Origin of the sequence: Chryseobacterium gotjawalense, assembly GCF_030012525.1 — a bacterium.
Classification (GTDB): Bacteria; Bacteroidota; Bacteroidia; order Flavobacteriales; family Weeksellaceae; genus Kaistella; species Kaistella gotjawalense.
The window spans coordinates 1,040,079-1,064,675 of the sequence record NZ_CP124855.1; the positions used below are offsets into that span (position 1 = coordinate 1,040,079).

The following is a 24,597-nucleotide window of genomic DNA, read 5'->3' on the forward strand; positions in this document are numbered from 1 at the left end:
TTAAAAATTTTTGGAACGGATGATATAATTCGGTCTTTCTTTTACCTGTTTGAAAATTTTGCCCAGATAAATGCCGATGATTCCCATAATGATTAACTGTAAACCGCCAAAAAAAACAACGGTCATAATTAAGGAAGCCCAGCCGGAAATTTCAGTTTTCGTAATAAAAGAATGAACCACATAAATTCCGTATCCGAAAATAGAAAAAACTGAGAAAATGAATCCAAGATACGCCGCCAAATACAATGGTTTAACACTGAACGCTGTAATTCCTGTAAAGGCAAACTTCATCATTTTTTTAAGATCATAACTGCTTTCACCAAACGCCCGTTCACCTGCGGTAAAACGAATTCCGGCTCGCCTGAAACCCATCCAGTTCGATAATCCCCGGAGAAAAATATCCGCTTCATTCATATTCCGCACAACACCGACCACCGAGGCATCCATTAACCGAAAGTCGGAACCGCCACCTTCAGAAAGATTAACATCGGATATCGCGGATAAAAACTTATAATAGATCGTAGACGTTTTTCTTTTAAAAGCAGAAATTTGTTTAGGATAAGTTCGTATCGTGTAAATGATATCAAATCCTTCTTCCCATTTTTTTATCATGTCGGGAATGAGTTCAGGCGGATGTTGCAAATCGGCATCCATTGATATTACAGCGTTTCCGGTAGAGAGATCCATTCCGGCTTTTACGGCAGGCTGATGCCCGAAATTTCTGGAAAATTCAATGTATTTTACTTCTTCAAATTCACGGGATAAATCTTCAATTTTTGTTTGAGTCTGATCACGGCTTCCATCATTTACAAAGATGATTTCAAAACGGTAATTTTCGATTTTAGCGAAAACTTTTTTGATTCTCTGGTGAATCAAAGCAACATTCTCTTCTTCATTATGAGCGGGAATGACGATGGAAATCTTCTTCACGGCTGAAATTTAATTAATCTAATTGATAATCTTTTTCGAAATCTTTGGTCAGCAATTCGTAAATAATCCGGAACCAAACGATGCAACAAGGTAATGCTTTTAAGGAATATTTCATAATATAATTATCCTTAATGAATTGGGGAAATAAATCCGAAAATGAAAAACAGGTTAAGATGATGACAAAGATTAATAAACCAATTATTAATGGTGATCTTTCTTTTTGCATGATGAACCAAATCATCACGCCCGAAACGGCGATAATAAAAGTCGGCGATTCTGAACTGGAACTGAAGAGAACAATGAACAAAAGGGTCGACGCTAAAATCATCAACTGAAACGAAAGATTTTTATATTGTTTTATCCGTAAATAAGGAAGAGCGAAAACGGCCATTCCGGGAAGGAGAAAAACCAGATTGGAAATATCGGCGTGTCCCGAAATCCGTCTCACAATTCCCATCAGAGAATAGTCCTGTCTGTTTCCTAAAACCTGATTCGCTGCATTTTTCTCTGACAATGAATGAAACCAATCTGCATAAGACTGAAGCCCAAAATGCGGACTAGAAATCAACATTGGCAAGATCAGAAATAAAATACCGAATCCTAAAAAAGAAAAGATGAATTTCCATTTATTCTTAATAAATAAGAAAGAAGAAAGCCCGGCAATTCCGTAGAGTTTCACAAAAAATCCTATTAAAATGGAAATCGCTGACTGCGTTTCTTTCCGTTCATAAATATAAACCGCCGACAACATTAATAAACCGGTCAAAGCAATATTAAACTGAAGACTCACCGCCGCAGTAATGAATTCCTGCAAACATAACCAGGCAAAAAATGCTTTTTTCGGATTAGAGAACGGCAGCTTATGAATGGCAAAAACAAAAACGAAAGTATTGGCAATATTCCATAAGACAATTCCCAACCAATCGGGTAAAATGGCGAAAGGCGCAATTAATAGGCTGAATAAAATACCGTAATGATTGGAATCAAAATGCACATCCGGATACAACAGATAGATGTTTTTCTGTGCCAAAGTATTGGTAAAAACATTTTTGAAAATCATGTAATTATTATACTTTTCCGGTCCGCCGCGGTATTTCGCCATGGCCGATAAAGCAGAAACAAGAAAATAAATCCCAAAAATATATTTGGGATTTGATATGAATTTTAAGAATTTATCTTTCAATTTTAAGCAGTGTATAAAATTTAAACCGCAACATTATTTTCTCTTAAAGCATCGTTAAGAGAGGTTTTTTTGTCAGTCGATTCTTTTCTCTGACCAATAATCAAAGCACATGGAACCTGAAATTCCCCAGCAGGAAACTGTTTCGTATAACTTCCGGGAATCACTACCGAACGGGCAGGAACTCTTCCTTTAATTTCTACTGGCGTATCACCGGTTACATCGATAATTTTTGTGGATGCCGTTAAAACAACATTTGCTCCCAAAACCGCTTCTCTTTCTACATGAACTCCTTCTACAACGATACATCTTGAACCAACGAAAACATTATCTTCGATAATTACCGGAGCGGCCTGCAAAGGTTCTAAAACCCCACCAATTCCTACTCCACCGCTTAAGTGAACGTCTTTTCCGATTTGCGCACAACTTCCAACCGTTGCCCAGGTATCGACCATGGTTCCTGAATCTACATAAGCTCCGATATTCACATAAGATGGCATCAAAATTACACCTGGCGCAATATAAGCACCTTCTCTTGCCACCGCGTGCGGAACTACACGAACGCCTTTTTCCGCATAGCCTCTTTTCAAAGGCATTTTGTCGTGAAATTCAAACGGACCTACTTCAATGGTTTCCATTTTTTGGATTGGGAAATACATGACCACAGCTTTCTTTACCCATTCGTTCACTTTCCAGCCATTGTCCGTAGGTTCGGCAACTCTGAGTTCTCCTAAATCTAATTGTCGGATTACTTCACGGATTGATGCTTTGCTGTCATCATTTTGTAACAGTTCCCGGTTGTCCCAAATATTTTCTATCGTTTGTTGTAACATATTTATTGTTGAATTTTTAATTTTTGAATAAGGGCAAATTTACAAAACTCTTCTGGCGAAAAGGTAAGCATTGTTCCAGTATTTTTCGTTAAGTGAAGAAATAATAACTCCTTTCGAAGTGGAGGAATGAATGAACTTAACTTCGCCATCATTTCCAATATCGTGAACGATTCCGACATGGTTAACTCTATTTCCGCCTGAGGTTGCAAAAAAGACTAAATCACCGGGTTTAGCTTCATTGATTTTAATAGAAATTCCCTGGTTTGACTGTTCTTCAGATCTTCTGGGAAGTTTGTAACTGTTTTCATCAAAAACTTTGGTCACTAATCCCGAGCAATCGAAACCGGCGGAAGTATTCCCTGCATATTTATAGGGCGCGCCCAAATATTTCTGAGCATCTTTCAATAATTCATTAACAACATTTGAGTTTTTCCCCGAATAATTAGACTCCAATGTTTTCAAATTGTCTGCCTTTTTCACCGTCTTTGTAGGGATTTCTCTTTTTACCACCACGTTCCTGGAAGAACCGCAGGAAATGATTACTAATGCGGAAAAAGTAAGCATCAAATATTTCTTCATTTTATTAATATCACAAATTTTCCCAAAAATAGTGAAAATATTCAAATCTTTCTTTTAATTAAAAGACATTTTCCTTTTTGACAGCCGTTTTCTCATTTTTTTTAAAGAGTCTATCTTTGCATTTGAAAAAAAGGATTTATATTTTAAAAATTCCGAAAAACATACAATGACTCTAAGGGAATACAAAATCTATTTTAAAGAACAGGTTTCTGAACTATACAGCGATTCTGAAAGTTCAGTTTTGTTCGGTATTTTCGTGCAAAATCTGATGGACCTGAATCAGGTTGAACTGAGGAAAGCGATGAATAATGAGGTTCAGGAGAAACAATCAGAAGACTTTCAAAGGATCATTGATGAATTAAAATCGGGAAAACCTTATCAGCAGATTTTGGGTGAAACCGAATTTTACGGTCTGACATTTTTCGTAGATGAACATGTTCTCATCCCAAGACCTGAAACAGAAGAACTTCTGGAGTTCGCGATTGCGAAGATAAAGGCTGGAAGTCGGAAGTCGGAAGCATTTAAAATTTTGGATATTGGAACCGGTTCCGGGATTATTCCGGTTGTTTTAAAGAAACATTTTCCCAACGCGGAAGTTTCGGCTATTGATTTTTCTGAAAACGCTTTGAAAACGGCCAGAAGAAATGCAGATTTTTATCAGGCTGAAATTCATTTTATCCATCAGGATTATCTGACCGGAAATTTGACTGAAATTTATGACGTTATTATTTCGAATCCGCCTTATATCGGGATGGAGGAAGAAGATGAAATCGCAGATTCTGTAAAAGAGTTTGAGCCGAAAATGGCGTTATTTTCTCCAACTTCAAACGCTTTAATTTTCTATGAAAAAATTGCTGAAGACTGCAAAAATCACCTCGCAGAAAATGGTTTGGTTTTTCTGGAAATCAACCAAAAATTGGGAAAAGAGACGCTGGAACTTTTTACTGATGTTTTGTCTGAAGTGGAGTTGATGAAGGATCTGTCGGGGAATGAGAGGTTTGTTTGGGGAATTTTGTGAATGGTTGTTCCAGATTCTCACTAAGCGGCGAAAGCGCGTTCTCGTTGCTGTTTATTATTTTACAATTATATTCTTAAAAGCAGAGATTAACTAATTTTTTAATATAATTGTCCGCATACAAAAACATAAATTATGGAAAATTTATAATTTCAGACAATTCAATGGGATTATTGTAACGTTTGATATCTGATTGTATCCTGTTTGTCATAGTACGAAAGTCTGGATTCTTTACTTCACCCGTATTTGTTTCAATTCTAATCCCATCATCGCTTAATTTAGCCTCTTTAAATGGGTCATAATAAAAATCGAGATAGAGTTTATTAAGTTGCAATTTGCTAATTAAAGTTGCCGTTTTTTCATTGAATAAAATTGTTTTATTGTTTTGTAATTTTTCAAACGTAAATTCAAAATTATTCTTGGTGTCTGCCATATAAATAATTAATCCAGGCAATCCTTGAAACACATAGGGTCCCTTTTGCAATGAAATATCGGTAGTAAACCAAGCGATCCATTCACGTCCCTTATAGTTCAAAGTAGCTTTTTGGCAGTTAAAATTACCAATTTGTTTTGTTGCAGATTGTACTTTCCAATTCAGCATTGTTATATTCTCACTTGTTTTAAAAACATTCCCAAAAAGAATTCTATAAAACTTATCAATCACCTTTTTATTGCGATCTATTTTAACAGTAAAATCGTAATCTATGAATTTATCGCCACTTTCAAATGATTTTTTATTACTTACTTCCGTAATAGAATCACTTTTGTACATTCGATAGGAGTGGAACAAGTCATAATCCTTGTTGCTATCTAAAATCATAATTTTATCGTACAATTTACTTGCAGTGGAGTCACTTTTATAACTCATTTTATAAAAAACTCTAATATCTTGAGCATAAGAAAACTTACACATAAAGAAAAATAATAAGCCTATTTTTAATTTTATAGGAAATGTTTTTAACATAAATAGTTATTAAATTTTTGAAATTTGAAAATTGTTAGAGTAAAATTTCAATCTGATTATTATCTTTTGCAAGTTCTTCCTGAGCATGAGCCTCATTATCTCTCAAGTACTTTTGTTTATCTTCTTCATCCTTAAAATAAACTTCTCCTCGAAAAACTTTTTGTTTTAAAAGAAGTCCGGGTTCTTTTCGATCAGCTAACACTGACTTAAAATAGGAATCGAAGGACAGATTCATAGCCTGAAGATATGATTTTTGACCCAATAATTTGTAGGCATTAGATTCTATTTTTTCAAGGCCAAACAGCTCAAAATTGTGACTGTTAGTGACATCAGAAATTTTAAGAATTAAACCTGGTAATCCGGAAAATTTGTAAGGTCCATCAGAAAAAGGGATATCATTTGTAAACCAGGCATTCCAAATTCTACCGCCAAACTCCGTAGTTGCTTTTTGAACTGAATAGATCAACACACTATCTTTCTCATTGGTGATTTTCCAGTCAAATTTGCGTTGATCCTTAACCTTAGAAACTGGAACTATCGTATGATTGCGCGTGTAGAAAAAAATTTCTTTATGTTCTAATTTCTTTTCTATTACATATTGAGTTCTAATAGATGAATTCGGCATCATCCAATTTCCTTTAATTGTATTTGCTGCCATTACTGAATCTGATTTTAATTTGATTTGAGAAAAGAAAACAGATTCCTTTTTATCTATATCAAGTTCCAGAACCATTAATTCATCCAAAACATTTTGTTTATTCAGTGAATCAGGAATGGATTTGTAGTTGTAATAAAACCTAACTCGTTGAGCCTGAAGTGCGGAAGAAATTAAAATTAGGGAAAATATTAATAGAATTATAGGTTTGTTTGTCATTGTACTTTTTACAATTACTTTTTCGATTAGTGAAGTTTCGATTGATTAAAACAGACACAAGATTAATGTTTTAATAAATCAATTTCTAAGATATTATTATCTTTCTTTAATTTATCTTTTTCTATCTTTGAAATTTCTAACCAAAGTTCTGTTCCTGTTTTCATATTTCCATTACGATCAGGCTGATCGGGAATACTTCCCAGTAAATCTGCTGCTGGATTATCACGGTATTCTTTAAACTTTCTTTTAAACATTTTATAGTCTATCGCTGGTAGATCTTTTAAACTGACGGAGGAGGGATAGACAAAGTTTTCAGTAGCGTTTTTTACACCTATTAATTCAAATACATGTTGGTCTTTTTCATCTGCAACTTTTACAATAAGTCCAGGTAATCCACGAAATTTATAGGGTCCATCGGTAAAAAGAATATCCCTGGTGAAATAAGCAATCCATTTTCTACCTCCGAAAGTTGTTGTTGCCTTTTGGACTTTAAACCCGAGTATTTCAGCAAATTCTGATTCTAATTTCCAGTTAATCTTACGGTTATCTTTTAATACAAATGGCGACACTCCTAAAGTAAGCTTATGATCAAGTGTTTTAACATTTGGATATTTAAGAATTCTGTACGTCGTAATATATTCACTTTGAGAATATCGGGGATCATTGTCTCCCTTAATTCTTCTATCTAAAAGTGTGGAATCAATTTTCATTTTTTCTAAACTATAAAACTCCGATCGATCTTTATCAATGTTTAAAATCATTAGTTGAGAAACCTTCTTTTCTGTTGCAGTTGAATCTGGTATAAATTGGTATTGATATGTGAAAATTTGACTATGAATAACTGAATAATTAATTAATAAAAAGAGAAAAGGTAAAAGAGGTTTTTTCATAATATTGAAAATATAAATTTTACTGAAAGATAATTGAAAATATTATCTCACGAAGATTAGATTAGACTTAGATAAATGCTCGTTTTTAATTGAATCTAAACTTAATAATTTGAGCCTTTTTCACTGATATAGTGATAATTCTAAAAAATTATTATTTCTCTTCAGTTTTTCTTTAGCTTGTTGATCTCTAATTTTTAGGATTTCCTGCTTTGAAAGCTCCCTTCCTGTATTATCAAACATCTGTAGTTTTGCTTCTGAATTCTGGGAAAAGATTTGACGTATCTTTTTTGTAGGATCATTAGTATATTCTTTCCAAATCTGGGTGAATTTTTTAGCAGAAATTTCCACTGGCCTGACTTTTGAGTCACCATTGACAGTTGGATTTATAGTGATTTTTTTACTTCCTACAAATTTAAATATATGATCTCCTTTTTCATCTTCAATGTTTAGAATTAGTCCCGGTAAACCATTAAATTTATAAGGCCCGTCTTGGATTGCTATCTCTGTAGTAAACCAGGCAATCCATTTTCTTCCGCCAAATTCAGTCATTGCTTTTTGGGCTTTGAAACCTTCAATTTCTTTATTATCAGCCAGAATATTCCAACTTAATTTATCTGTATTAAGTACAGAAAATTCATCACCGTTAATCGCGGTGTGGAGATTTGTTTCAAAATTTGGGTATTTTTTGGTCACCGAATAGTCAATTTTGTAGTTTAATGGGATGTTTGAAATATCCATATTACGTGATTTCATTGACTCTGCTCTTTTCATCTCAACATTTATAAGCGAATCATATATAAATTTTTCGTTACTATAAAAATTGGAACCTTCTCTCGTAATATCTAAATTCATCAACTCTTTTTCAATTAAATTTCTATTCAAAGAATCCATCTTAAACGAATACTCATATCCAATTCTGTAATTTTGGGAGAATAACGAAGCGGATACTATAGAGAAAATAAAAAGGATACTAGATTTTTGCATTGTATGTTTTTATTTGAGAATATTTTCATCAACTAATGACTGTATATTTCCGGGAATAAGATCTTGAAAATCATCCATTTTAGTGAAGGATGGTTCTTAATTATCACTAAATTCCGGTTTAATAATGTAAATATTTTGAACCAATTCGTATTTGTAAGAAAAGCCTTTTTGAGATATTTTGGACGTGTAATATTTTGCGATCGATTTCAAATCTTTAAGTTTGAAATTTGTGCCAGTAAAACTTTCGGTGATATAATGATTTGTTACTTCAGATTTTAAGCCTAAAATCGATTGCTTTTTTGTCTTTAATGGTGAATTATAAGTATTAAGCAGGAAAAAGCTTGGGATAAGTATTTTATTCATGTTTTTTTTAAGTATAAATCGATATTCTAAATTTTCATTTAATAGTTTATTTTTTATATTCTATCTTATAATTTAACTCAATGGGATTGTTATTTTCTCTCATCTGCTTTTGAATATTTTCCGTTAACTGTTTTAAATTCATATCAACAGGGTTGCCGTTTTCGTCGGCTACTTTGTACTTCATACCTTTGCTCTTAATTTCAGAAAACGGATGTGAATAATAATCTTTTTGTAACTTGTTGTAGTTCTCCCAACTTATTTCTTTTCCTTTTCTCAGATTGAACATTGTATTACCATTATGAATAGGCTCCGTCTTGAACTGGTATTTTGGGATCAAACCAGGCAATCCAATTTCTACCTCCATATTTCACAGTCGCTTTCTGACACTCCATCATCCCGCCCATTTCTCTTTATTTTCTTTTTATTTCTATTGGTAAAGCAACAATATCAATTACATTTTCTCCTTGTTTGTTTTTTCCTGCCGTCCATTTTTTTTGTTGTGTAATATTCTGAATTGTTTTCTTCAATTCGTTATTAAAATTTTCATCACTTCCATAAGTTGAAATATTTAGAACTTCTCCATCGTTTTCAATTTTTAAAATTATTTTGGCTTTATAAGTTTTGTTTGTTTCTAAACCAGTCCTATCAATGTTAGCTTTTATTTCCTCAATGAATTTCTTATTTCCTGTCGGATATTGTGCAGGAAATGTAATATTTGGTGGTGGTGGAACATTTAAATCTTGCGGCTGTTTAGACTCAAATTCATTCCTCACTGTTTGCGATATTCCAAATTGAAAGGATAGAAGTGAGATAATGATAATAATTTTTTGCATATCGTTAGTTTTTAGACGGTTTTTCCCCAGCAATTACTTTAATAAATCAATTTCTATTATATTATTATCTCTGCTGATTCTTTCAAGTAGATTTTTCTCTATTTCCCGTATGATTTCTGTGCCTGTTCGAAATTTACCGTCCGCATTTCTTTGATCAGGTATCCTTCCAATTAAGCTCGCGGGGTTCTTTCTGTAATTTTGATATGCTTTTGCATATTGGGGGAAAGTGATATTAACTTCCCTATAATTTTTTACATCTGGATAAATAAAAGCAGTTTCACTATTTTGAATTCCTTTCAATTCGAAAATATGATTTTGCTTTTCATCCTCAACTTTTAAAATCAATCCCGGTAAACTTTTAAACTTATACGGTCCGTCTTGAATGGAAATATCTGCTGCAAACCAGACACTCCATTTTCGTCCACCATATTCAGTGGTTGCTTTTTGAACTTTGTGATCTAAAATATTTGAAAACTCGTTGATGAGTTCCCACTTAAAGTTAATTTCTTTTTCATATTAAAAATATTAATCGTATTGTATTGCACTATCTAAGTTAATAGGATTATTGAATTTTTTAATTGCCTGCCGAAGCGTTTTGTTTATTTCGCGTGAGTTATTGGGATTTACGATTGTGCCATCATTTAGAAAAAATTCCGATTTTTGTGATGAACCCTTAGCATTTTTAATAAAATCAATAGGAGATTGATAGTATTTTAATTTTGTGTTTTTATATTTCTCCCAGTTTACCGGCACACTTCTTTGCTTTGCTACTTTTAAATATTGATTCTCGGCGTTATTTTTTAGATTTTGAGAATTCACCAATTCAAACTTGTAATTTCCATTGTCATCAAATAACTCTACAATTAGACCAGGTAAACCATGAAATTTATAAGGACCTACTTGAAACGGTATTTCCTCGGTGAACCATGCAGTCCAATGCCTTCCACCCCAATAAGTTTGAGCTTTTTGTAAGTTCAAGGTTTTAACTACTTTCGTTTCGTTTGTGAGCGTCCATGATTGAAGGTCTTTAGATTTTAAATTTATAATGGTGTTCTCTAATAAATCATACTCTTCAAAATTATTAAACCCAATGATGTGTGTTACTATTGAGGAGGGTTTGAGTTTTAAGGTTTCTGGAAAAGGAATATTATTTACAATGAGTGAGTCAGCAATAAAATAATCTCGGGTGTAGTAATCGACTGCTTTCCCATTTATATCCAAATGATAATTTTCCTTAGTTTTTACATTTGACGTAGAATCTTTCTTATATTCTACATCATAAATAAATCTCTTTGTTTGAGCGTTGTAAGAAATTACGATTAAAAATAAAATAAAAAGTAGCTTATTCCTCATTAATATCTTGTTTTAAAAATTCTTGTTCTTTTACAGTCAATAAAATTACATCTTCTCTGGGTTTTTCATTTACTAAATTATTCCAAATCTGTTTGGTGAAATCAACTTTATTACTAACTCCGAGTTCCCTCGTTGGTAAAAAACTTTGATAAATGATTTCTCTGGAAAAATTCTTTTTATGTTTTATATTATCTGTTGTAATGTAACTATCGCTTTGGGTTTTGGAAAATGAAGGTATATATTTATCTTCATTCTTGTAAAACTCAAATATATTTTGTCCATTTCCGGGTTTAAATTCGTGCTCAATGTTATTTTTATCTTTGAATTTATACGGAGTAACAACAGATTGGTCATAATTTAATTCAAAATAAGTTATCACTTTATCAACCTTATTATAGGTGAAATTTCCGAATAATTTTATACCGGATTGGGAAGTTGCATTGAAGGAAATGTTTTGAAGTCCATTATTTTCGTTTGTCAAATTACCGGAGTATTTGGTTCCTTTTCCATTTAAAAAATTTAAAAATTTTTCTAAACTGTAATTGAAAAAAAGCGTTCCCAAGAATTCTTTTGAAGCACTTATATCTGCATTATTCATTTCATCTTTCTTATCATCAGCAATTTTCAAGAATCTAATATTGTTTAATTCCAGCTGAATAAAATCATCGTATTTTTTTTGATCAGCTTTCTTCCTGTTGTATAAATTAGATTTAGTCCAAAGATTGGCCTCTGCAATTAAAAGAAAATAAATACTATCGTCTTCTATATTTTTTTGTTTGTAGACTATGTCATAAATCGAACTTTTATTAAAATATAATTTAGAATAATTTTCAGAAACATTTTCAAGAATTGTTTTAAAGTCAACTGCTTTAATTTGAACTTCATCAATACTTTGATATAATGGTGTAAGCTTAATTTCTGTAGTTATATTTGAAATTGTCTCAGATTTGTAACCGAATGCTGAGATTGAAATATTTTGTATCGGCTTTTGTAATAATGCGAAACCATCAGAGTTACTATAAGTAACTTCATTTGAAAGAATAATTCTTGCATTTGATATTGGTAGGTCGCTTTCAGCATCAACAATTTTTAATTTTACGCTTTGTGAATTACAAAAATTAAAAATCACAAATGGAATTAAAATGTAGACTTTCATTTATTAATTTTATTATTTTACCTACTCGTTAGCTTTTCGGATTCCGCTTTAATTTTATATAAGAGTAGTGATTATTTCATTCGAAATCATATTTCATTAAAAAAAAATCATCTTGACGTTTATACTTTAATAAATCAATGTATTATTTATAACTGTTATGAAATTAAAACTGGTGAAAAAAACCAAGAAAATTATACCACATTTTTAGCATAGTTCTATATTTTCAGAAGTTTTTATTTGTAGTTTATTTTGTGATTTAATTCAATTGGATTATTATTTTCTCTCATCTGCTTTTGAATATTTTCTGTTAACTGTTTAAAATTCATGTCAACAGGGTTGCCGTTTTCGTCGGCTACTTTGTACTTCACACCTTTGCTCTTAATTTCAGAAAACGGATCTGAATAATAATTTTTTTGTAATTTGTTGTAGTTTTCCCAACTTATTTCTTTTCCCTTTCTCAGATTGAACATTTTATTACCGTTATGATTTTTGATTTCTGCCAGGCTAAAATCATAATCTCCCTTATCATCGGATATTTTCACAATAAGTCCCGGCAATCCATTAAAAATATAGGGTCCGTCCTGAACTGGTATTTTGGGATCAAACCAGGCGGTCCAATTTCTACCTCCATATTTCACAGTCGCTTTTTGACATTCCATCTCGCCCATTTTACTTTTTTCGGGCAGTACTTCCCAAACAAGCTGATCTTCGATGGTTAAAAAGAATTCGTCATTCATCATCGGAGTGGTAATGTTTTTTATGACTTCCTTATTTTCTTTGTTTTTTACAATGTACAGTTGGTCATAAGTCATTTTTTCTACAGATTTATAGCCTATTTTCTCTTTTAATGAATCCGACAGTCTTGCCTTCTCCGATCTGAATACAGATTGCTTTTCTGATCGATCCAAATAATACATCGCTGTCGTGAGATTTTCATTGGCAGAATTAGATTTGAATTTTAATTCATAAACAAATGTTAGATTTTGTGCTGTTAAAAACTTCGACGATAACAGCAGCACGAAAAGTATTTTTTTCATAAAATTATTCATAAAGTGGGTCTTATAGAACCTATAAAATGCTCAGCTAAAGTTAAAATCCATAAAAATACGATTGAAATTATTTTTTACTAATAATCGATTTTATAATTCAACTCAATGGGATTGTTGTTTTCCAACAGCATTTTCTGTGTTTCTTTTGTTCTTTCCCGGTAATTAATCTCAACAGTACCACCGTTTCCGTTATCTTGAACAACTTTCATCCCTTTCGTTTTTGCAAAGGAATAAGGGCTGTCAAAATAATTTTGCAATATCTTATTAAATTGATTCCAGGTTATCTGTTTACCGTTTTCTGTTTCATACAAGGAATGATCCGCTAAGTTTTTTATCTCCGTGGCTGTGAAAATATAATCTTCCCGCTCATCCTGAATTTGCAAAATAAGACCCGGAAGTCCATGAAAATAATAAGGGCCTTCTGAAACTGCAATTTCTTTAGTAAACCACGCCGACCAATTTCTACCACCGTACTCCACTTCCGCTTTTTGGCAATTAAAATTTGCAATTACTGCAGTTTCCGGTAAAATTTTCCATTTTAACTGATCTTCGATTTTAATGAAAAATCTGTCACGACTCATTGGTGAAACAAAATGCTTTTTAATAACCGCATGATCCTGTTCTTTGGTCAGATAGAGCTCAAAATAAGGATCTGTATTATATCCCGAACCAAATCCTGTTTTATTGATAAGCGAGTCAGATGCTCTGCGCGTTTCTGTACGGAAAACTGATTTGCCCTGTAAAATATCGAGCTTATATTGCTGCTTTTTTATTTTGTCTTTTTGATCCGGATTGGGTTTGTAAATAAGCTCGTAGGAAATGGTGGCGTTTTGCGCAAATGCTGTTAAACTGAAAACGCACAGCATTAAAAAGATTATTTTATGCAATAAAAAAAGGATAACCCTCAGTAGAATAGCACTCATAGTTTTAATATTTTATCAATCCCTTTCAAAATTCATTTAATGATTTAGCTCAATAGGATTATTATCATGAATTTCTATTTCTTTTGCCTTTCTATCAATTTCATTTAAGAATTTTTGTTTTTCCTCATTACTGTGAAAATACATTTCTCCGGTAAAAGCCTTGTTTCTAAAAGTTGCTAGTGGGGATTTCCTTTCATCTTCAGTAATTCTATTATATACCGCTAAAGAAGTTGGTTTAACTTTTTCGTATGTTTTGTCCTCTAAAACAACATAATTAGATCTTTGTTTTTTCACAGATAAAATTTGAAATAGATGGGTATTGGTTTTATCTGAAATTTTCAAAATTAAGCCAGGTAATCCGTAGAATTTATACGGTCCATCGGATATAGGGATTTCGTCAGTGTACCATGCAGTCCAATATCTTCCGGCAAAATAAATAGTTGCTTTTTGAACTGCAAAACCCAATATGCTGTCTTTTTCATTTGAAATTTCCCAATTCATCTCTCTATCATCTTTGACTTTTAAAACTGGATCAATCAGGTGATTAGTAGTGTAAAAATGCATTAAGTTTTGGATGTGATTTTTTTCAATAACATATCTCACTTTTGTCGATATGTCTGGGAATGATGAAATTCCCAGGCTTGATTTTGCTGTCATGGTTGAGTCAGAGATGATATGTTTCAGACCAGTGAAAACAGATTTTTTTTCTTTGGCATTAAAATCTAAAACTACAATTTCATCGGTGCTAACATCTTTGTTCAAAGTATCTGTAACATATTTATAATGATATGTAAATCGAGTATCTTGAGAAAAATATATGGCCGGTAAAATCAAACAAATTATTATTAAATATTTCATAATTTTTTTTAAAAAATTTGAAAAGTTACTTTTTATGAAAACTTTTCTATAGGTAAGATTTAATGAGGATATTTAGTTAAGCCGTTTTTCAATTTCAATAGAATTCGTCATACGCCGCATTTGTTTTGAAAGTTCACTGTCTAAATTTTTTATGCCTTTTCGAATTTTCAAGATGTTTCCATCATTCAGGAGGAATGTATAATTACTGTTTGAAATGTGCATTTCTTTGATGTTTGCATTAGGATCTTTGTACCCATCATCAATAAGTTTATTCAACTGCATTTGGGTAATTTCTTTTTCTTTTTTTGAAAAATCATGTAATTCTGCATTTTTATTTTTTTTAACTTCTACCAAGCTAAATTCGTGGTTCTTTTCTTCATCATAGATTTCAACAATCAATCCTGGTAATCCCGAAAATTTATATGGACCTTCAGAAACCGGAATTTCTTTTGTAAACCAAGCAATCCAATTTCGTCCTTTAAAATTTGTTTCTGCTTTCTGACATAGATAGTCTCTTATTTTTTTTTCTTCATTCGCGAGAGCCCATTTCGGACGACTTTTTTCTGTGATTTTCATTCGAATCCCAGAATAAACTGTATGGTATATCATTTTGTCCTTCAATAAATCTTTGGTTATATTATACGTCAGGTTAGAATTGTGTTGTAGAAAAAACAGCCTTTGTACCGCTGCTGCTCCATTTTTACTTAAAATTGAGTCATTATATCTTTTGGCATCATTATAAAAATTAGATTCTTTTTTGCTGAGATCAACATCGAGGGTCATGATATCTTGAACGATGGAATCTTTTTTATTACCGTCTGGTATAAAACTATATCTGTAATGAAACCGGTATTGAGAAAATGAAATTAAAAACGAAAAAAGCATTAAAGCTGAAAATATTTTTTTCATAAAAATGTTTTATTTGTTTTTGCCATTATTGATCTTTCAAACTTAACATTAATATTTGGAGCAAAGATGAAAGCTATATCGAAATTGATAAATCTTGGGATATTAATTACTTAAATGTTTGACATTTAGTGTTTTATAGATATGGCATTACAAGATTTATAAATTAAAATAGTGAAAACTCAGCTCAGAAATTAATAAATTTTCTTGTATTTAGGTTTTATATTTTTGTATTGCAATCAATCAAATTTCCAAATCCTAAATTTTCTGCACCGCCTTTTAAACCTAAAAGTTGGCTTCCTTCTCTTGTAGTTTCGGCAAAATTTTGGATTATTTTGCCGTAGTATATATTGACGATTCTAAGGTTATAACTCCTTTTTCGAAATTTTTTTTAAAATTTTCCATCGTACAAATATTTGATATTTTCAGTGATCGATTAAGCTGTTCGGATGCCGCTGTATTTTATATTTCAACTGTGAGTATATCCTCAGTATTATACAAACAAACTAGGTACACCAAAATTGAAAATATCTAATTATATTGGATATCGACTTCTAGTTGCTTAATAGATTGGGAAATTCATTGTTTTTTAATCAGCTTAAGCAAATACTGTTCGGAAGAAAGTCCGGTAGAAGATCCCAAAATTTTCAGATTACTATCAACTAATACCGTATAAGGAATGGCTGTATTGAATTTCAGTAATATTTGCAAATCGTTAAAAGACGGGTTTTTCTTGTCTATAAGGAGCTGCTTCCAAGGCATTTGTTCTTTCAAAAGTGCATTTTTCCATGAGTTTTTATCATCATCCGTAGAGATAGAAATAAATTCTATGTTTTCTCCATTGCGATCATATGCTTTTTTAAGCATAGGAATCTCCAATCTGCAAGGACCACACCAACTTGCCCAAAAAACAATGAGGTGTTTTTTATAATGAGGATCCAACATAGCAACTCTATTTCCCTGTGTATTTTCTAATAGAGGAAATGTTATTTTTCCAATTTCTTTTGCTTTATTATTGTATTCTAAAAGTTCTTTATATGGTTTGCTCTGCTTAATATTATCATCAAACAATTTGAGAAAATCATCAGTCTGATGGCTGTTAAAAACAGTTTTATTATCAATAAGCTTATAAAGGATATGATATGAAAAAGGATATTTTTTGAGTTTTTCTTTTATCATATTTACATTGCCGGGAGTGTTGTTTGTAAAAATTGGGTCGCCGGTATTAAATAATGCCTCCGTTTGCCTGCCTGCCTGTATTTTAGAGATGGAGATATCCGCAAAGATTACGTCTGGAGAAGTTATAATATTTCCAGGAGTATATTCTATAAGGTTTCCTTTTATTTTTATTACAGGATCTGTCATAAAAGTTGGAGACCCCCATTTAGGGACATTGGTAGTATATGATATAACCCTCTGAACGTTCTTTTTGTCTCTGTGAAATATGCCAATATAGAAGGGCAACTCGTCTTTCACTTCGTAATTCATTTCAAAGTGTCCTTTTGAAGTTGCTGCACTATCTATTTTATCGAGCATAGACCATTTAAATAAATAAACGGTACCATCCGGAAGATTGGGGATATCCCCAACAATCTTGACGGTTTGCTTATTGTTGCATGAATAAGTAAATACTGCAAAAAATAAAAGATAAAGAAATAGTCTTTTTTTATTTTTTTTCATTTTCATTTTTTAATCATTAAAATGGTTTAATTAAAATGTTTTAAATTATCTCGCGTTATTACTGACATTTCAAACTTAATGTTAATATTTGAAGAAAAGATAAAATGGATATCGAAATTGATAAATCTTGGGATATAATATTATTATATTGTTGATATTAAGTCATTTGTACGATACAATTACAAAAATGACGTGTTTTAAATTTAAAATATTAACTCTTAATTTTTAAGATTTTCCTCTAAAAACTGTGCTAATTCTTCTGGCGAAATATTTTTTTTAATAATATTTCCCTCCGCATCTAAAAGAAATGTTGTGGGAAATTGATTGATATTATATTTCTTTGCTTCTACCCCATTTTCATCCAAAACATTTTGCCAAGATAGATTGTTTTTATCAACGGTTTTCCGCCAGTTAGCAATATCTAGTGTCCTGTCTGTAGAGAATACTATAATTTCAAAACCTTTGTCTTTGTAGCACTTTGTAAAACATTGCCTTTTTAGTTTATTTGATGAAAAGTGTTTGTATCTTTTTCGATGCATCCAACAATTTATAAAAAACAGAGTTAAAACAATAATTTACTTCGCTGATTTTTAATTAAATAAAAATTACTTTCATATTAGACAAACAATTTGTAGTTAAAATCTGTACTATTGTAAAAATTTTGTGAAATGTGGAAAAAACAGTTAACGATTCTACTTATTTTATGCTATAATCTTATATTCAGCCAAAGTGTAGTAGGTTTTAAGATTCCAGATTCCCTTAAAAATACAAGTGGGAAGGAGCTTACTGAATCCTATGATAAGGTATTCCGAATTGATAATGTTAAATCAGAACTGTATGCAAATGCAATTCTTCGTAAAGGTAAAATGACCAAAAATTCTAATTTAATTTATGATGGTTATTATAAACTAGCACATGTGAAAGGTCTTGCTTCTGAAAATGGACATCCTTTTGCTGATTCTCTATTGCAAATGACGAAAAATTTTATTTCAAATGAATATCCTGCAAAAGCACATATCATAAAAGGGACCCTATTATATTATGACTTTAAGTATTCGGATGCACTCGATTATTTCATTTCGGCACAAAAACTGGCGAAAGATAAAAATAAAGATCAATTTTTTTACGTAAAAAAACTTATTGGTATTCTAAAAACTGCTACAGGCGAAAATGAGGAAGCGCTTCCTCTCTTTATAGAATATTATCGATATGAAAAAAACAAAATTAACAATAACAATAATGGAGATACAAAAAACTACATAGGATCTATCTTTTCTCTATCAAACAGCTACAGCAAAAATGAAGACTATAATAAAAGTAGATTTTACTCCAATTTAGGTTTAAAAGAATGTCATAAATATAAGGATTATACCTATTACACTTACTTTATACTGTCCGATGGGGTTTCAAACTTCTATTTAAAAAATTATAAAGAGGCGATTAAAAGTTTTTTATCCGTAGAAAAGGAGTTATTAAAGAATAAGGATTATGAAAATTTAGCAATCTCCTATTATTTCCTTGGTAAGACTTATGATCAAACGCAAAAAGAAAAAGAAGCGATCAATTATTTTTTAAAGACTGACTCCTTATCTTTTGCGTTAAATAAATTTCTACCTGTAACCCGTGACGGATATGAAAGACTAATAGATTATTTTAAAAAAGATGGAAATCAGGTTGAACAATTGAAATATATTAATCATTTGTTTTATGCTGATAGTGTAATGGCTCATAACAACAAATATATTGCGAAAGACATTTACAAAAAATATGACACCCCAATATTATTACAGGATAAAGAGCTGCTAATTAATAAACTAGCAAATAAAAACAATTCGTTGCAGTGGTTTCTTCTATTTAGTTCACTATTAGTTCTTGTCTTGACAGTTATATATTTCCGTACGCGAGAGAGATTACGACGATATCAGAAGCAAGCTGTTATTCTTCTGGAGAATGTAGAAATTGAGAATAGTAATAAAGTACGAATCGTAGAAAGTGGTGAGAATAGATTAAATAATAATCAAAAAAACAGAAGCACTTTATCTGAAGAGAATTACCACGACATAAAGACTAAAATAACTCATTTTGAAAGTAGTAAAGGTTTTATACAAAACAATCTAACGTTAGGTAAACTTGCTGAAGATTTAGATACCAACCGTGACTATCTGTCCAAATTTATAAATGAGGAAAAAGGAAAAAATTTCTCTCAATATTTAAACGAGTTAAGAATTAATTACATTCTTCTAGAACTAAAAAATGACAAAAAATTAAGAAAATACACAATTAGTGCTATTGCAAGTGAAGTTGGATTTAGTAATTCAGAATCATTTTCGAATGCTTTTAAACGAACTACTGGAACTTTACCGTCCTTTTACATCAAACTATTGGAAAAAGACCACGAAAACTAAATTACTGATTTTTTTATAATCAAATAATGAAGCACTATTTTTCTTTCTTTTTAATTCTACTTTATGGGTTATCATTTTCTCAAAAAATCGCCATAAAACAATTTTCTGAGAAAATCGATTTTAATCAAATTGAGAGCTTGGTACAACATCTCACGTCTAAAATTCTCCAAAAATATGATGAAAAAGATAAGTCAACCTATTACGATAATATATATAGGATCAGCATTGTCGCTGGTAAATATGATTTAGCACTTACGGAGTTGGATTCGGTTAGAAGTATTTACATGGACAGCAATTCTACGATTGCAAATGCTATGGGGACACAACATGAGATTTATATTAAAACCATTATTAATCCAGCTGCCAAAAATAATTTTGAATATATCTATAAGACTGAATTCAAAAAAAAATATGAAACATTACCTGCTAAATCACAAATTATTTTACCACTGTATTTTAAAGGTGATAGTGATAAAATAAGGAAAGGACTTATAGATTTGCTGCAAAAAGAGTTTATCGGAAAAGATAGTGTTGATGTAAAAACTGCTTTGAAACTTTGCAGAGACTACAACGGTTATATTGTAGCAAATAAATCTTTTCACCTGGCAAATGAATATTTAAAAGAATTTGACGCGGAAAACTTTACGGTCAAAGACAGTATCTTGATAAAAAACAAATCCAATCGCGATATATCTGTCAGAGTAGTAATAAATAATAAAATTAAAAACCCGGAATCTACAATTATCATCAATACAATTTATGCTGATGAAGATGATATCAATGATGCTAAAGTGAGGGCAAGTTATGGCTATAACTGCGTATACATTTATACTCGTGGAAAACATTTAAGCACTGATAAAATTGAACCTTTTGAGCATGAGCAAGAAGATATTAATGAGGTAATTGACTGGATTATAAAGCAACCCTGGAGCAATGGTAAAGTTGGAATGATTGGAGGAAGTTATTTAGGTTTCAGTCAATGGGCAGCAGCCAAAAAATTACATCCAGCTCTTAAAACCATAATTCCTCAAGCCTCTGTGGGAATTGGTTCTATGGATTTCCCTATGAATAACAACGTCTTTGGTTCATATTCTTTAAGATGGCTAAATTATGTTACAAACAATAACACCACGGATGCTGCAAATTTCAGGAATGAAGAAAAGTGGAATTCAATTTATAAAAAATGGTACATAAGTGGACTTCCTTTCAATAAATTAGATTCTATTAGCGGAAACAGAAATGAAGTTTTTCAACGTTGGCTGCAACACCCGAGATATGATCAATATTGGAAAAATATGATTCCTTACAAAGAGGAATTTTCAAAAATTAATATCCCTATTTTAACAATAACTGGATATTATGATTCAGATCAGTTAGGAGCATTATATTATTTTCGAAATCATTATAAATATAACAGAAACGCCAATCATTATTTAATAATTGGTCCTTACGATCATTCCGGAGCACAAGGTTACATCAAAAATGAATTATTAGGATACAAAATTGCCCCTATTGCAAAAATTGACCTGAATGAAATCTGTATGGAATGGTTTGATTATGTGTTGAAAGAAAAAAATAAACCAACTTTTTTCAAGGATAAAATTAATTATCAAGTGATGGGAACCAATCAATGGAAACATACTCCATCAATTGAAAATTTCGATGAACATCAATTAAGGTTTTATCTTCAAAACCAGAATAATCAATTTGTCTTATCTCAATCAAACTCAAAAAAGAGTGGTTTTTCAAAACTGAATATTAATTTCGAAGATAGAAGCGATGCCGGTGAATTAATAAAACAAGAAGTGAAAATTTTAGGCAGTACAATTTATAATAAAAATAGTTTGACATTTTCAACAAATATTTTTGAGAAGCCATTTGAGTTTTCTGGAAATTTTTCTGGGAATTTTAAAATTTCAGTCAATAAAAAAGATGTTGACCTTAATATAAAACTATATGAGCTTTTACCAGACGGAAAATATTTTCTACTTTCCAGCTATGTAGGAAGAGCCAGTTATTCCCAAAATCCTGAAAAAAGAAAATTACTCATTCCTAACAAGAAAGCCACTATACAAATAAAAAACAATGAATTTATAAGTAAAAAAATAGAAAGAGGCAGCCGATTAATTGCAGTAATTGGTGTTAACAAAAATCCTTTCTACGAAATAAATTATGGATCAGGAAAAGAGGTAAGCAACGAATCAATAGAAGATGCAAAAGAACCTTTAGAAATCAAGTTATACAATGACAGCTATATAAAAATTCCAATTTCACAAGACTAAATGGCCCAATTTCCTTATCAATAATTTAAAAAAGCAGAAAAATCTTCGACAAACCCAGAATGACATTGCCAATAATGCTGAAACGATAAGATCGATTTTGAAAAATTTTCTGCCGTTATTTACTTTTTTCCTCAAATAACAAACCACCTGAAATTCTAGCCCCGATGGGGGCGGCATCCTTTTTCGCAGCGCAGCGGAGAAAAAGATACAGCGGACAGCGGGACGGGTTTCTCTAAGAAGCGGAAATCTTTCTGGCACCTAAAAAAAATGTTTAGTATTCTATTTGGCTCCACCGCCATCTTTCTCGACATTGGTTTTCGTATTTTCCTTCACTTTCTGGTTTCCAAATCTTTTAACTAAGGAAAAAGAGACGCCATACCAGTCGAAAACTCCAACATTTCGGAAGGTTCCAATTGGGGCAAAAGTTGTACTATCGAAGGAGGGTTTCATGAAAATATTATTTAATCTTACTGTTGCTTCCATTTCAAGAACTGGAAATATTTTGGTCGCAGAAAAAGTGTGGTATACATTACTTCCATTGCCATTCGAGTTCCCATTATTCTGAGTAAAAACACCAAGCCACGCATTTAAATTAATGTTTTTCTCAAAGAGATTTGTGTAAGACATGTTGGTAGAACCAGTGATGTTGGTGATATAATCTTTTGCATTGATCTTATTTCTCTTGTTGAAATCGCTGTTGTCCGTATAGTTAACTCCAACGTTTACATTGACATTCAGTTTATTTTTGAAAAAAGTTTGATTGGTATTAAAATTACCCGATAGCGTCTCAACACGACCGTCAAAATTAGTAGGTGTGCTGATGGTTTTTCCATCTTCAATGATATAGGAAGTCCAATAATCGTGGTTACTGAAAAAATAGGTTGCAGAGAAAAAATATTTCTTTTTAATTCCCAATTTCAAAGAAAACCGGTCGCTTGGATTCGGCTGCAAATCCATATTTCCACGATAAAAAGTATCTTCCTCATTTGTCGGCATCATAAAAGGATTAAATTCCGAATAATACGGTCGCCAAATATTGTGATTATAAGTTGCGCTTAGATTGTAGTTTTCGGATAAAGCATATTTCAATAAAAGATCTGGTAAAAGCGTGCCGTAAGAATTGCTTTTTTCGATATTCCCAACCTCTTGCCGAACGGTGTAAGAAATGTATTCGAATCTCAATCCGATTCTGGTTTCCAGTTTTTTAAAGAAAGTTTTACTGAAATTGGCGTAGAGTGAATTCTGGTTGTCGGAGTATTTGAAATTATTACTTTGGGAATCATCGAAGATCCAATTGCCATTCGTTAAATTAAAATAATCATTCGGAATACCATTATTTTTAAAAGCGATTTTCCCACCAAATTCGAGTTGGCTTCCGTCTGCACCGATGGGTTGAGAGTAATCTACTTTCAGATAATATTCTCTTTGTTGGCGATTGCCATCGATTCTTTTTCCAGAAGGGATTGATGTGGTGTTGAGGTAGGTTAAATGGTGGTTAGAGTCTTCGGAGCGGTTATAGTTAACTCCAAGGTTGATATCTAAAATTTTATTTTTAACCTTATCATAATATTTGTAAAAAAAATTGGTTCCCAAATTTTGATTTAAACCATCAATGTTTGGTTTTTGGTGTAGGAGTTTTGGAACACGTCATCCAAATAATTGCTTCCGTAGGAATCGATATTTTGATTTCTTTTGTTTCTGTAATATTCAAAAATAAGTCCGATATTGTTTTTATCGTTCAGCTCTAATTCGGAGGTTGCAGACATTGATGGACTTAGATTTCTGTAAACGTTTTCGGAATGAATAAGTCTCAATGCTTTATTGGCGTACAAAAAATTTTGATTATCGGTGGTGTTGACGCCGGAATTATCACCGTAACTGCCGGTGAGTGTTTGGGTAAAACTTTTTTTATGATAATTGAGGTTCAGATTAGAATACTGCGAATTCTTGGCACTTTGGTTATTATTAAATGTTGCACTGCCTTTCAAACCTTCATTCTCGAGTTTCTTTAGAACAATGTTGATGACTTCGCCGGTGGTTTCATATTTTGCGGAGGGACTTGTAATAACCTCAATTTTCATCAGGTTTTCGGCTGGGATTGTTTTTAAATATTCTTTAAGTTCTTTTCCTGAGAATACCGATTTCCGATCATTAATATAAACGGTGACACTTTGCCCCTCAGCCTGAACGACATCATTATTATCAATACTTACCAAAGGCGTCATTCGAAGGACATCCCAAGTGGTATTTCCTGCAAGAATAGAACTATTGGCTACATTGAAAACGGTGCGGTCTACTTTATTTTCTACCGTAGGTTTTTTAGCAATTACGACAATTTCCTGAATATCTTTTTGTTTGGTGCTGTCTTGTTTGGTTTGTGCCGTGATAAATGTTGAGCAAACAAGGGCAATAGGAAGAATAGTAAATTTCATGCAATAAGCTTCTTTTTTATAAAGACATTAGTAAGAAGTGTTTTGTTACATCTTCTTATTTTTTAATTTTAATATTTTGAAAATCACTTTAATAAGTTGATTTCTTTT

Annotated in this window: 25 protein-coding genes; 3 read left to right on the forward strand and 22 right to left on the reverse strand. The window is 31.7% G+C overall.

Going from position 1 to position 24,597, the window contains the following annotated elements:
• Genes QGN23_RS04715 through QGN23_RS04730 form a run of 4 tightly spaced genes read right to left on the reverse strand, consistent with a single transcriptional unit; the run spans nucleotide 1 to nucleotide 3,522 of the window.
• On the reverse strand, nucleotides 1-930 hold the full coding sequence (locus tag QGN23_RS04715) for a glycosyltransferase family 2 protein (RefSeq protein ID WP_282905860.1): 930 nt from the start codon (nucleotides 928-930) through the stop codon (nucleotides 1-3).
• A gap of 13 nt (nucleotides 931-943) precedes the next feature.
• Nucleotides 944-2,113: a glycosyltransferase family 87 protein gene (locus QGN23_RS04720; RefSeq protein ID WP_282905861.1), complete on the reverse strand. Its 1,170-nt coding sequence runs from the start codon at nucleotides 2,111-2,113 to the stop codon at nucleotides 944-946.
• A gap of 20 nt (nucleotides 2,114-2,133) precedes the next feature.
• Nucleotides 2,134-2,943 (reverse strand): 2,3,4,5-tetrahydropyridine-2,6-dicarboxylate N-succinyltransferase, encoded by an 810-nt coding sequence (locus QGN23_RS04725; RefSeq protein WP_133440775.1) that lies wholly within the window; start codon nucleotides 2,941-2,943, stop codon nucleotides 2,134-2,136.
• A gap of 39 nt (nucleotides 2,944-2,982) precedes the next feature.
• Nucleotides 2,983-3,522, reverse strand: coding sequence for a C40 family peptidase (locus tag QGN23_RS04730; protein WP_282905862.1), 540 nt, complete (start codon nucleotides 3,520-3,522; stop codon nucleotides 2,983-2,985).
• Nucleotides 3,523-3,688: 166 nt separating this feature from the next.
• On the opposite strand from QGN23_RS04730, the gene prmC reads away from it, so the two are divergent.
• Nucleotides 3,689-4,540 carry a peptide chain release factor N(5)-glutamine methyltransferase gene (gene prmC, locus QGN23_RS04735; RefSeq protein ID WP_282905863.1) on the forward strand — a complete coding sequence of 284 codons (852 nt, stop codon included), beginning with the start codon at nucleotides 3,689-3,691 and terminating at the stop codon, nucleotides 4,538-4,540.
• A 130-nt stretch (nucleotides 4,541-4,670) separates the two neighbouring features.
• Here the strand turns inward: prmC and QGN23_RS04740 are convergent, their stop codons facing one another.
• The 16 genes from QGN23_RS04740 to QGN23_RS04815 all read right to left on the reverse strand — a co-directional run bounded on the left by QGN23_RS04740 (nucleotide 4,671) and on the right by QGN23_RS04815 (nucleotide 17,909).
• Nucleotides 4,671-5,501, reverse strand: a complete 831-nt coding sequence (locus QGN23_RS04740; RefSeq protein WP_282905864.1) for a GLPGLI family protein — start codon at nucleotides 5,499-5,501, stop codon at nucleotides 4,671-4,673.
• A 34-nt stretch (nucleotides 5,502-5,535) separates the two neighbouring features.
• Nucleotides 5,536-6,375, reverse strand: coding sequence for a GLPGLI family protein (locus QGN23_RS04745; protein WP_282905865.1), 840 nt, complete (start codon nucleotides 6,373-6,375; stop codon nucleotides 5,536-5,538).
• A 62-nt stretch (nucleotides 6,376-6,437) separates the two neighbouring features.
• Nucleotides 6,438-7,265, reverse strand: coding sequence for a GLPGLI family protein (locus QGN23_RS04750; RefSeq protein WP_282905866.1), 828 nt, complete (start codon nucleotides 7,263-7,265; stop codon nucleotides 6,438-6,440).
• A gap of 120 nt (nucleotides 7,266-7,385) precedes the next feature.
• Nucleotides 7,386-8,249 (reverse strand): GLPGLI family protein, encoded by an 864-nt coding sequence (locus QGN23_RS04755; protein ID WP_282905867.1) that lies wholly within the window; start codon nucleotides 8,247-8,249, stop codon nucleotides 7,386-7,388.
• A gap of 96 nt (nucleotides 8,250-8,345) precedes the next feature.
• Nucleotides 8,346-8,612, reverse strand: coding sequence for a hypothetical protein (locus tag QGN23_RS04760; RefSeq protein WP_282905868.1), 267 nt, complete (start codon nucleotides 8,610-8,612; stop codon nucleotides 8,346-8,348).
• A 46-nt stretch (nucleotides 8,613-8,658) separates the two neighbouring features.
• Nucleotides 8,659-8,976: a hypothetical protein gene (locus tag QGN23_RS04765; protein WP_282905869.1), complete on the reverse strand. Its 318-nt coding sequence runs from the start codon at nucleotides 8,974-8,976 to the stop codon at nucleotides 8,659-8,661.
• A 46-nt stretch (nucleotides 8,977-9,022) separates the two neighbouring features.
• Entirely contained in the window at nucleotides 9,023-9,445 is a 423-nt protein-coding gene (locus tag QGN23_RS04770; RefSeq protein ID WP_282905870.1) for a hypothetical protein, read from the reverse strand.
• A gap of 33 nt (nucleotides 9,446-9,478) precedes the next feature.
• A complete protein-coding gene (locus tag QGN23_RS04775) occupies nucleotides 9,479-9,949 on the reverse strand; it encodes a GLPGLI family protein (RefSeq protein ID WP_317622319.1) in 471 nt (156 codons plus the stop codon).
• Nucleotides 9,950-9,970: 21 nt separating this feature from the next.
• Entirely contained in the window at nucleotides 9,971-10,798 is an 828-nt protein-coding gene (locus tag QGN23_RS04780) for a GLPGLI family protein (protein ID WP_282905871.1), read from the reverse strand.
• Nucleotides 10,788-11,954 (reverse strand): carboxypeptidase-like regulatory domain-containing protein, encoded by a 1,167-nt coding sequence (locus QGN23_RS04785; RefSeq protein WP_282905872.1) that lies wholly within the window; start codon nucleotides 11,952-11,954, stop codon nucleotides 10,788-10,790. Before QGN23_RS04785 ends, QGN23_RS04780 begins: the two co-directional genes overlap by 11 nt.
• A 233-nt stretch (nucleotides 11,955-12,187) precedes the next feature.
• On the reverse strand, nucleotides 12,188-12,991 hold the full coding sequence (locus QGN23_RS04790; protein WP_282905873.1) for a GLPGLI family protein: 804 nt from the start codon (nucleotides 12,989-12,991) through the stop codon (nucleotides 12,188-12,190).
• A gap of 89 nt (nucleotides 12,992-13,080) precedes the next feature.
• Nucleotides 13,081-13,926, reverse strand: coding sequence for a GLPGLI family protein (locus QGN23_RS04795; protein WP_282905874.1), 846 nt, complete (start codon nucleotides 13,924-13,926; stop codon nucleotides 13,081-13,083).
• A 36-nt stretch (nucleotides 13,927-13,962) separates the two neighbouring features.
• Nucleotides 13,963-14,784, reverse strand: coding sequence for a GLPGLI family protein (locus tag QGN23_RS04800; protein WP_282905875.1), 822 nt, complete (start codon nucleotides 14,782-14,784; stop codon nucleotides 13,963-13,965).
• 72 nt (nucleotides 14,785-14,856) lie between these two features.
• Entirely contained in the window at nucleotides 14,857-15,693 is an 837-nt protein-coding gene (locus QGN23_RS04805; protein WP_282905876.1) for a GLPGLI family protein, read from the reverse strand.
• A 576-nt stretch (nucleotides 15,694-16,269) separates the two neighbouring features.
• Nucleotides 16,270-17,370: a TlpA family protein disulfide reductase gene (locus QGN23_RS04810; protein WP_282905877.1), complete on the reverse strand. Its 1,101-nt coding sequence runs from the start codon at nucleotides 17,368-17,370 to the stop codon at nucleotides 16,270-16,272.
• Nucleotides 17,371-17,588: 218 nt separating this feature from the next.
• Nucleotides 17,589-17,909: a peroxiredoxin family protein gene (locus QGN23_RS04815; RefSeq protein ID WP_282905878.1), complete on the reverse strand. Its 321-nt coding sequence runs from the start codon at nucleotides 17,907-17,909 to the stop codon at nucleotides 17,589-17,591.
• 129 nt (nucleotides 17,910-18,038) lie between these two features.
• Here QGN23_RS04815 and QGN23_RS04820 point away from each other — a divergent pair, with 129 nt between their 5' ends.
• Both QGN23_RS04820 and QGN23_RS04825 read left to right on the forward strand, forming a co-directional pair.
• Nucleotides 18,039-19,775 (forward strand): helix-turn-helix domain-containing protein, encoded by a 1,737-nt coding sequence (locus tag QGN23_RS04820; protein ID WP_282905879.1) that lies wholly within the window; start codon nucleotides 18,039-18,041, stop codon nucleotides 19,773-19,775.
• Nucleotides 19,776-19,801: 26 nt separating this feature from the next.
• Nucleotides 19,802-22,057, forward strand: a complete 2,256-nt coding sequence (locus QGN23_RS04825; RefSeq protein WP_282905880.1) for a CocE/NonD family hydrolase — start codon at nucleotides 19,802-19,804, stop codon at nucleotides 22,055-22,057.
• A gap of 279 nt (nucleotides 22,058-22,336) precedes the next feature.
• Here QGN23_RS04825 and QGN23_RS04830 read toward each other — a convergent pair whose 3' ends face one another.
• Both QGN23_RS04830 and QGN23_RS04835 read right to left on the reverse strand, forming a co-directional pair.
• Nucleotides 22,337-23,650, reverse strand: a complete 1,314-nt coding sequence (locus tag QGN23_RS04830) for an outer membrane beta-barrel protein (RefSeq protein WP_282905881.1) — start codon at nucleotides 23,648-23,650, stop codon at nucleotides 22,337-22,339.
• A gap of 8 nt (nucleotides 23,651-23,658) precedes the next feature.
• Complete coding sequence (locus QGN23_RS04835) at nucleotides 23,659-24,489, reverse strand: TonB-dependent receptor (protein ID WP_282905882.1); 831 nt, start codon at nucleotides 24,487-24,489, stop codon at nucleotides 23,659-23,661.
• Nucleotides 24,490-24,597 lie beyond the last annotated feature (108 nt).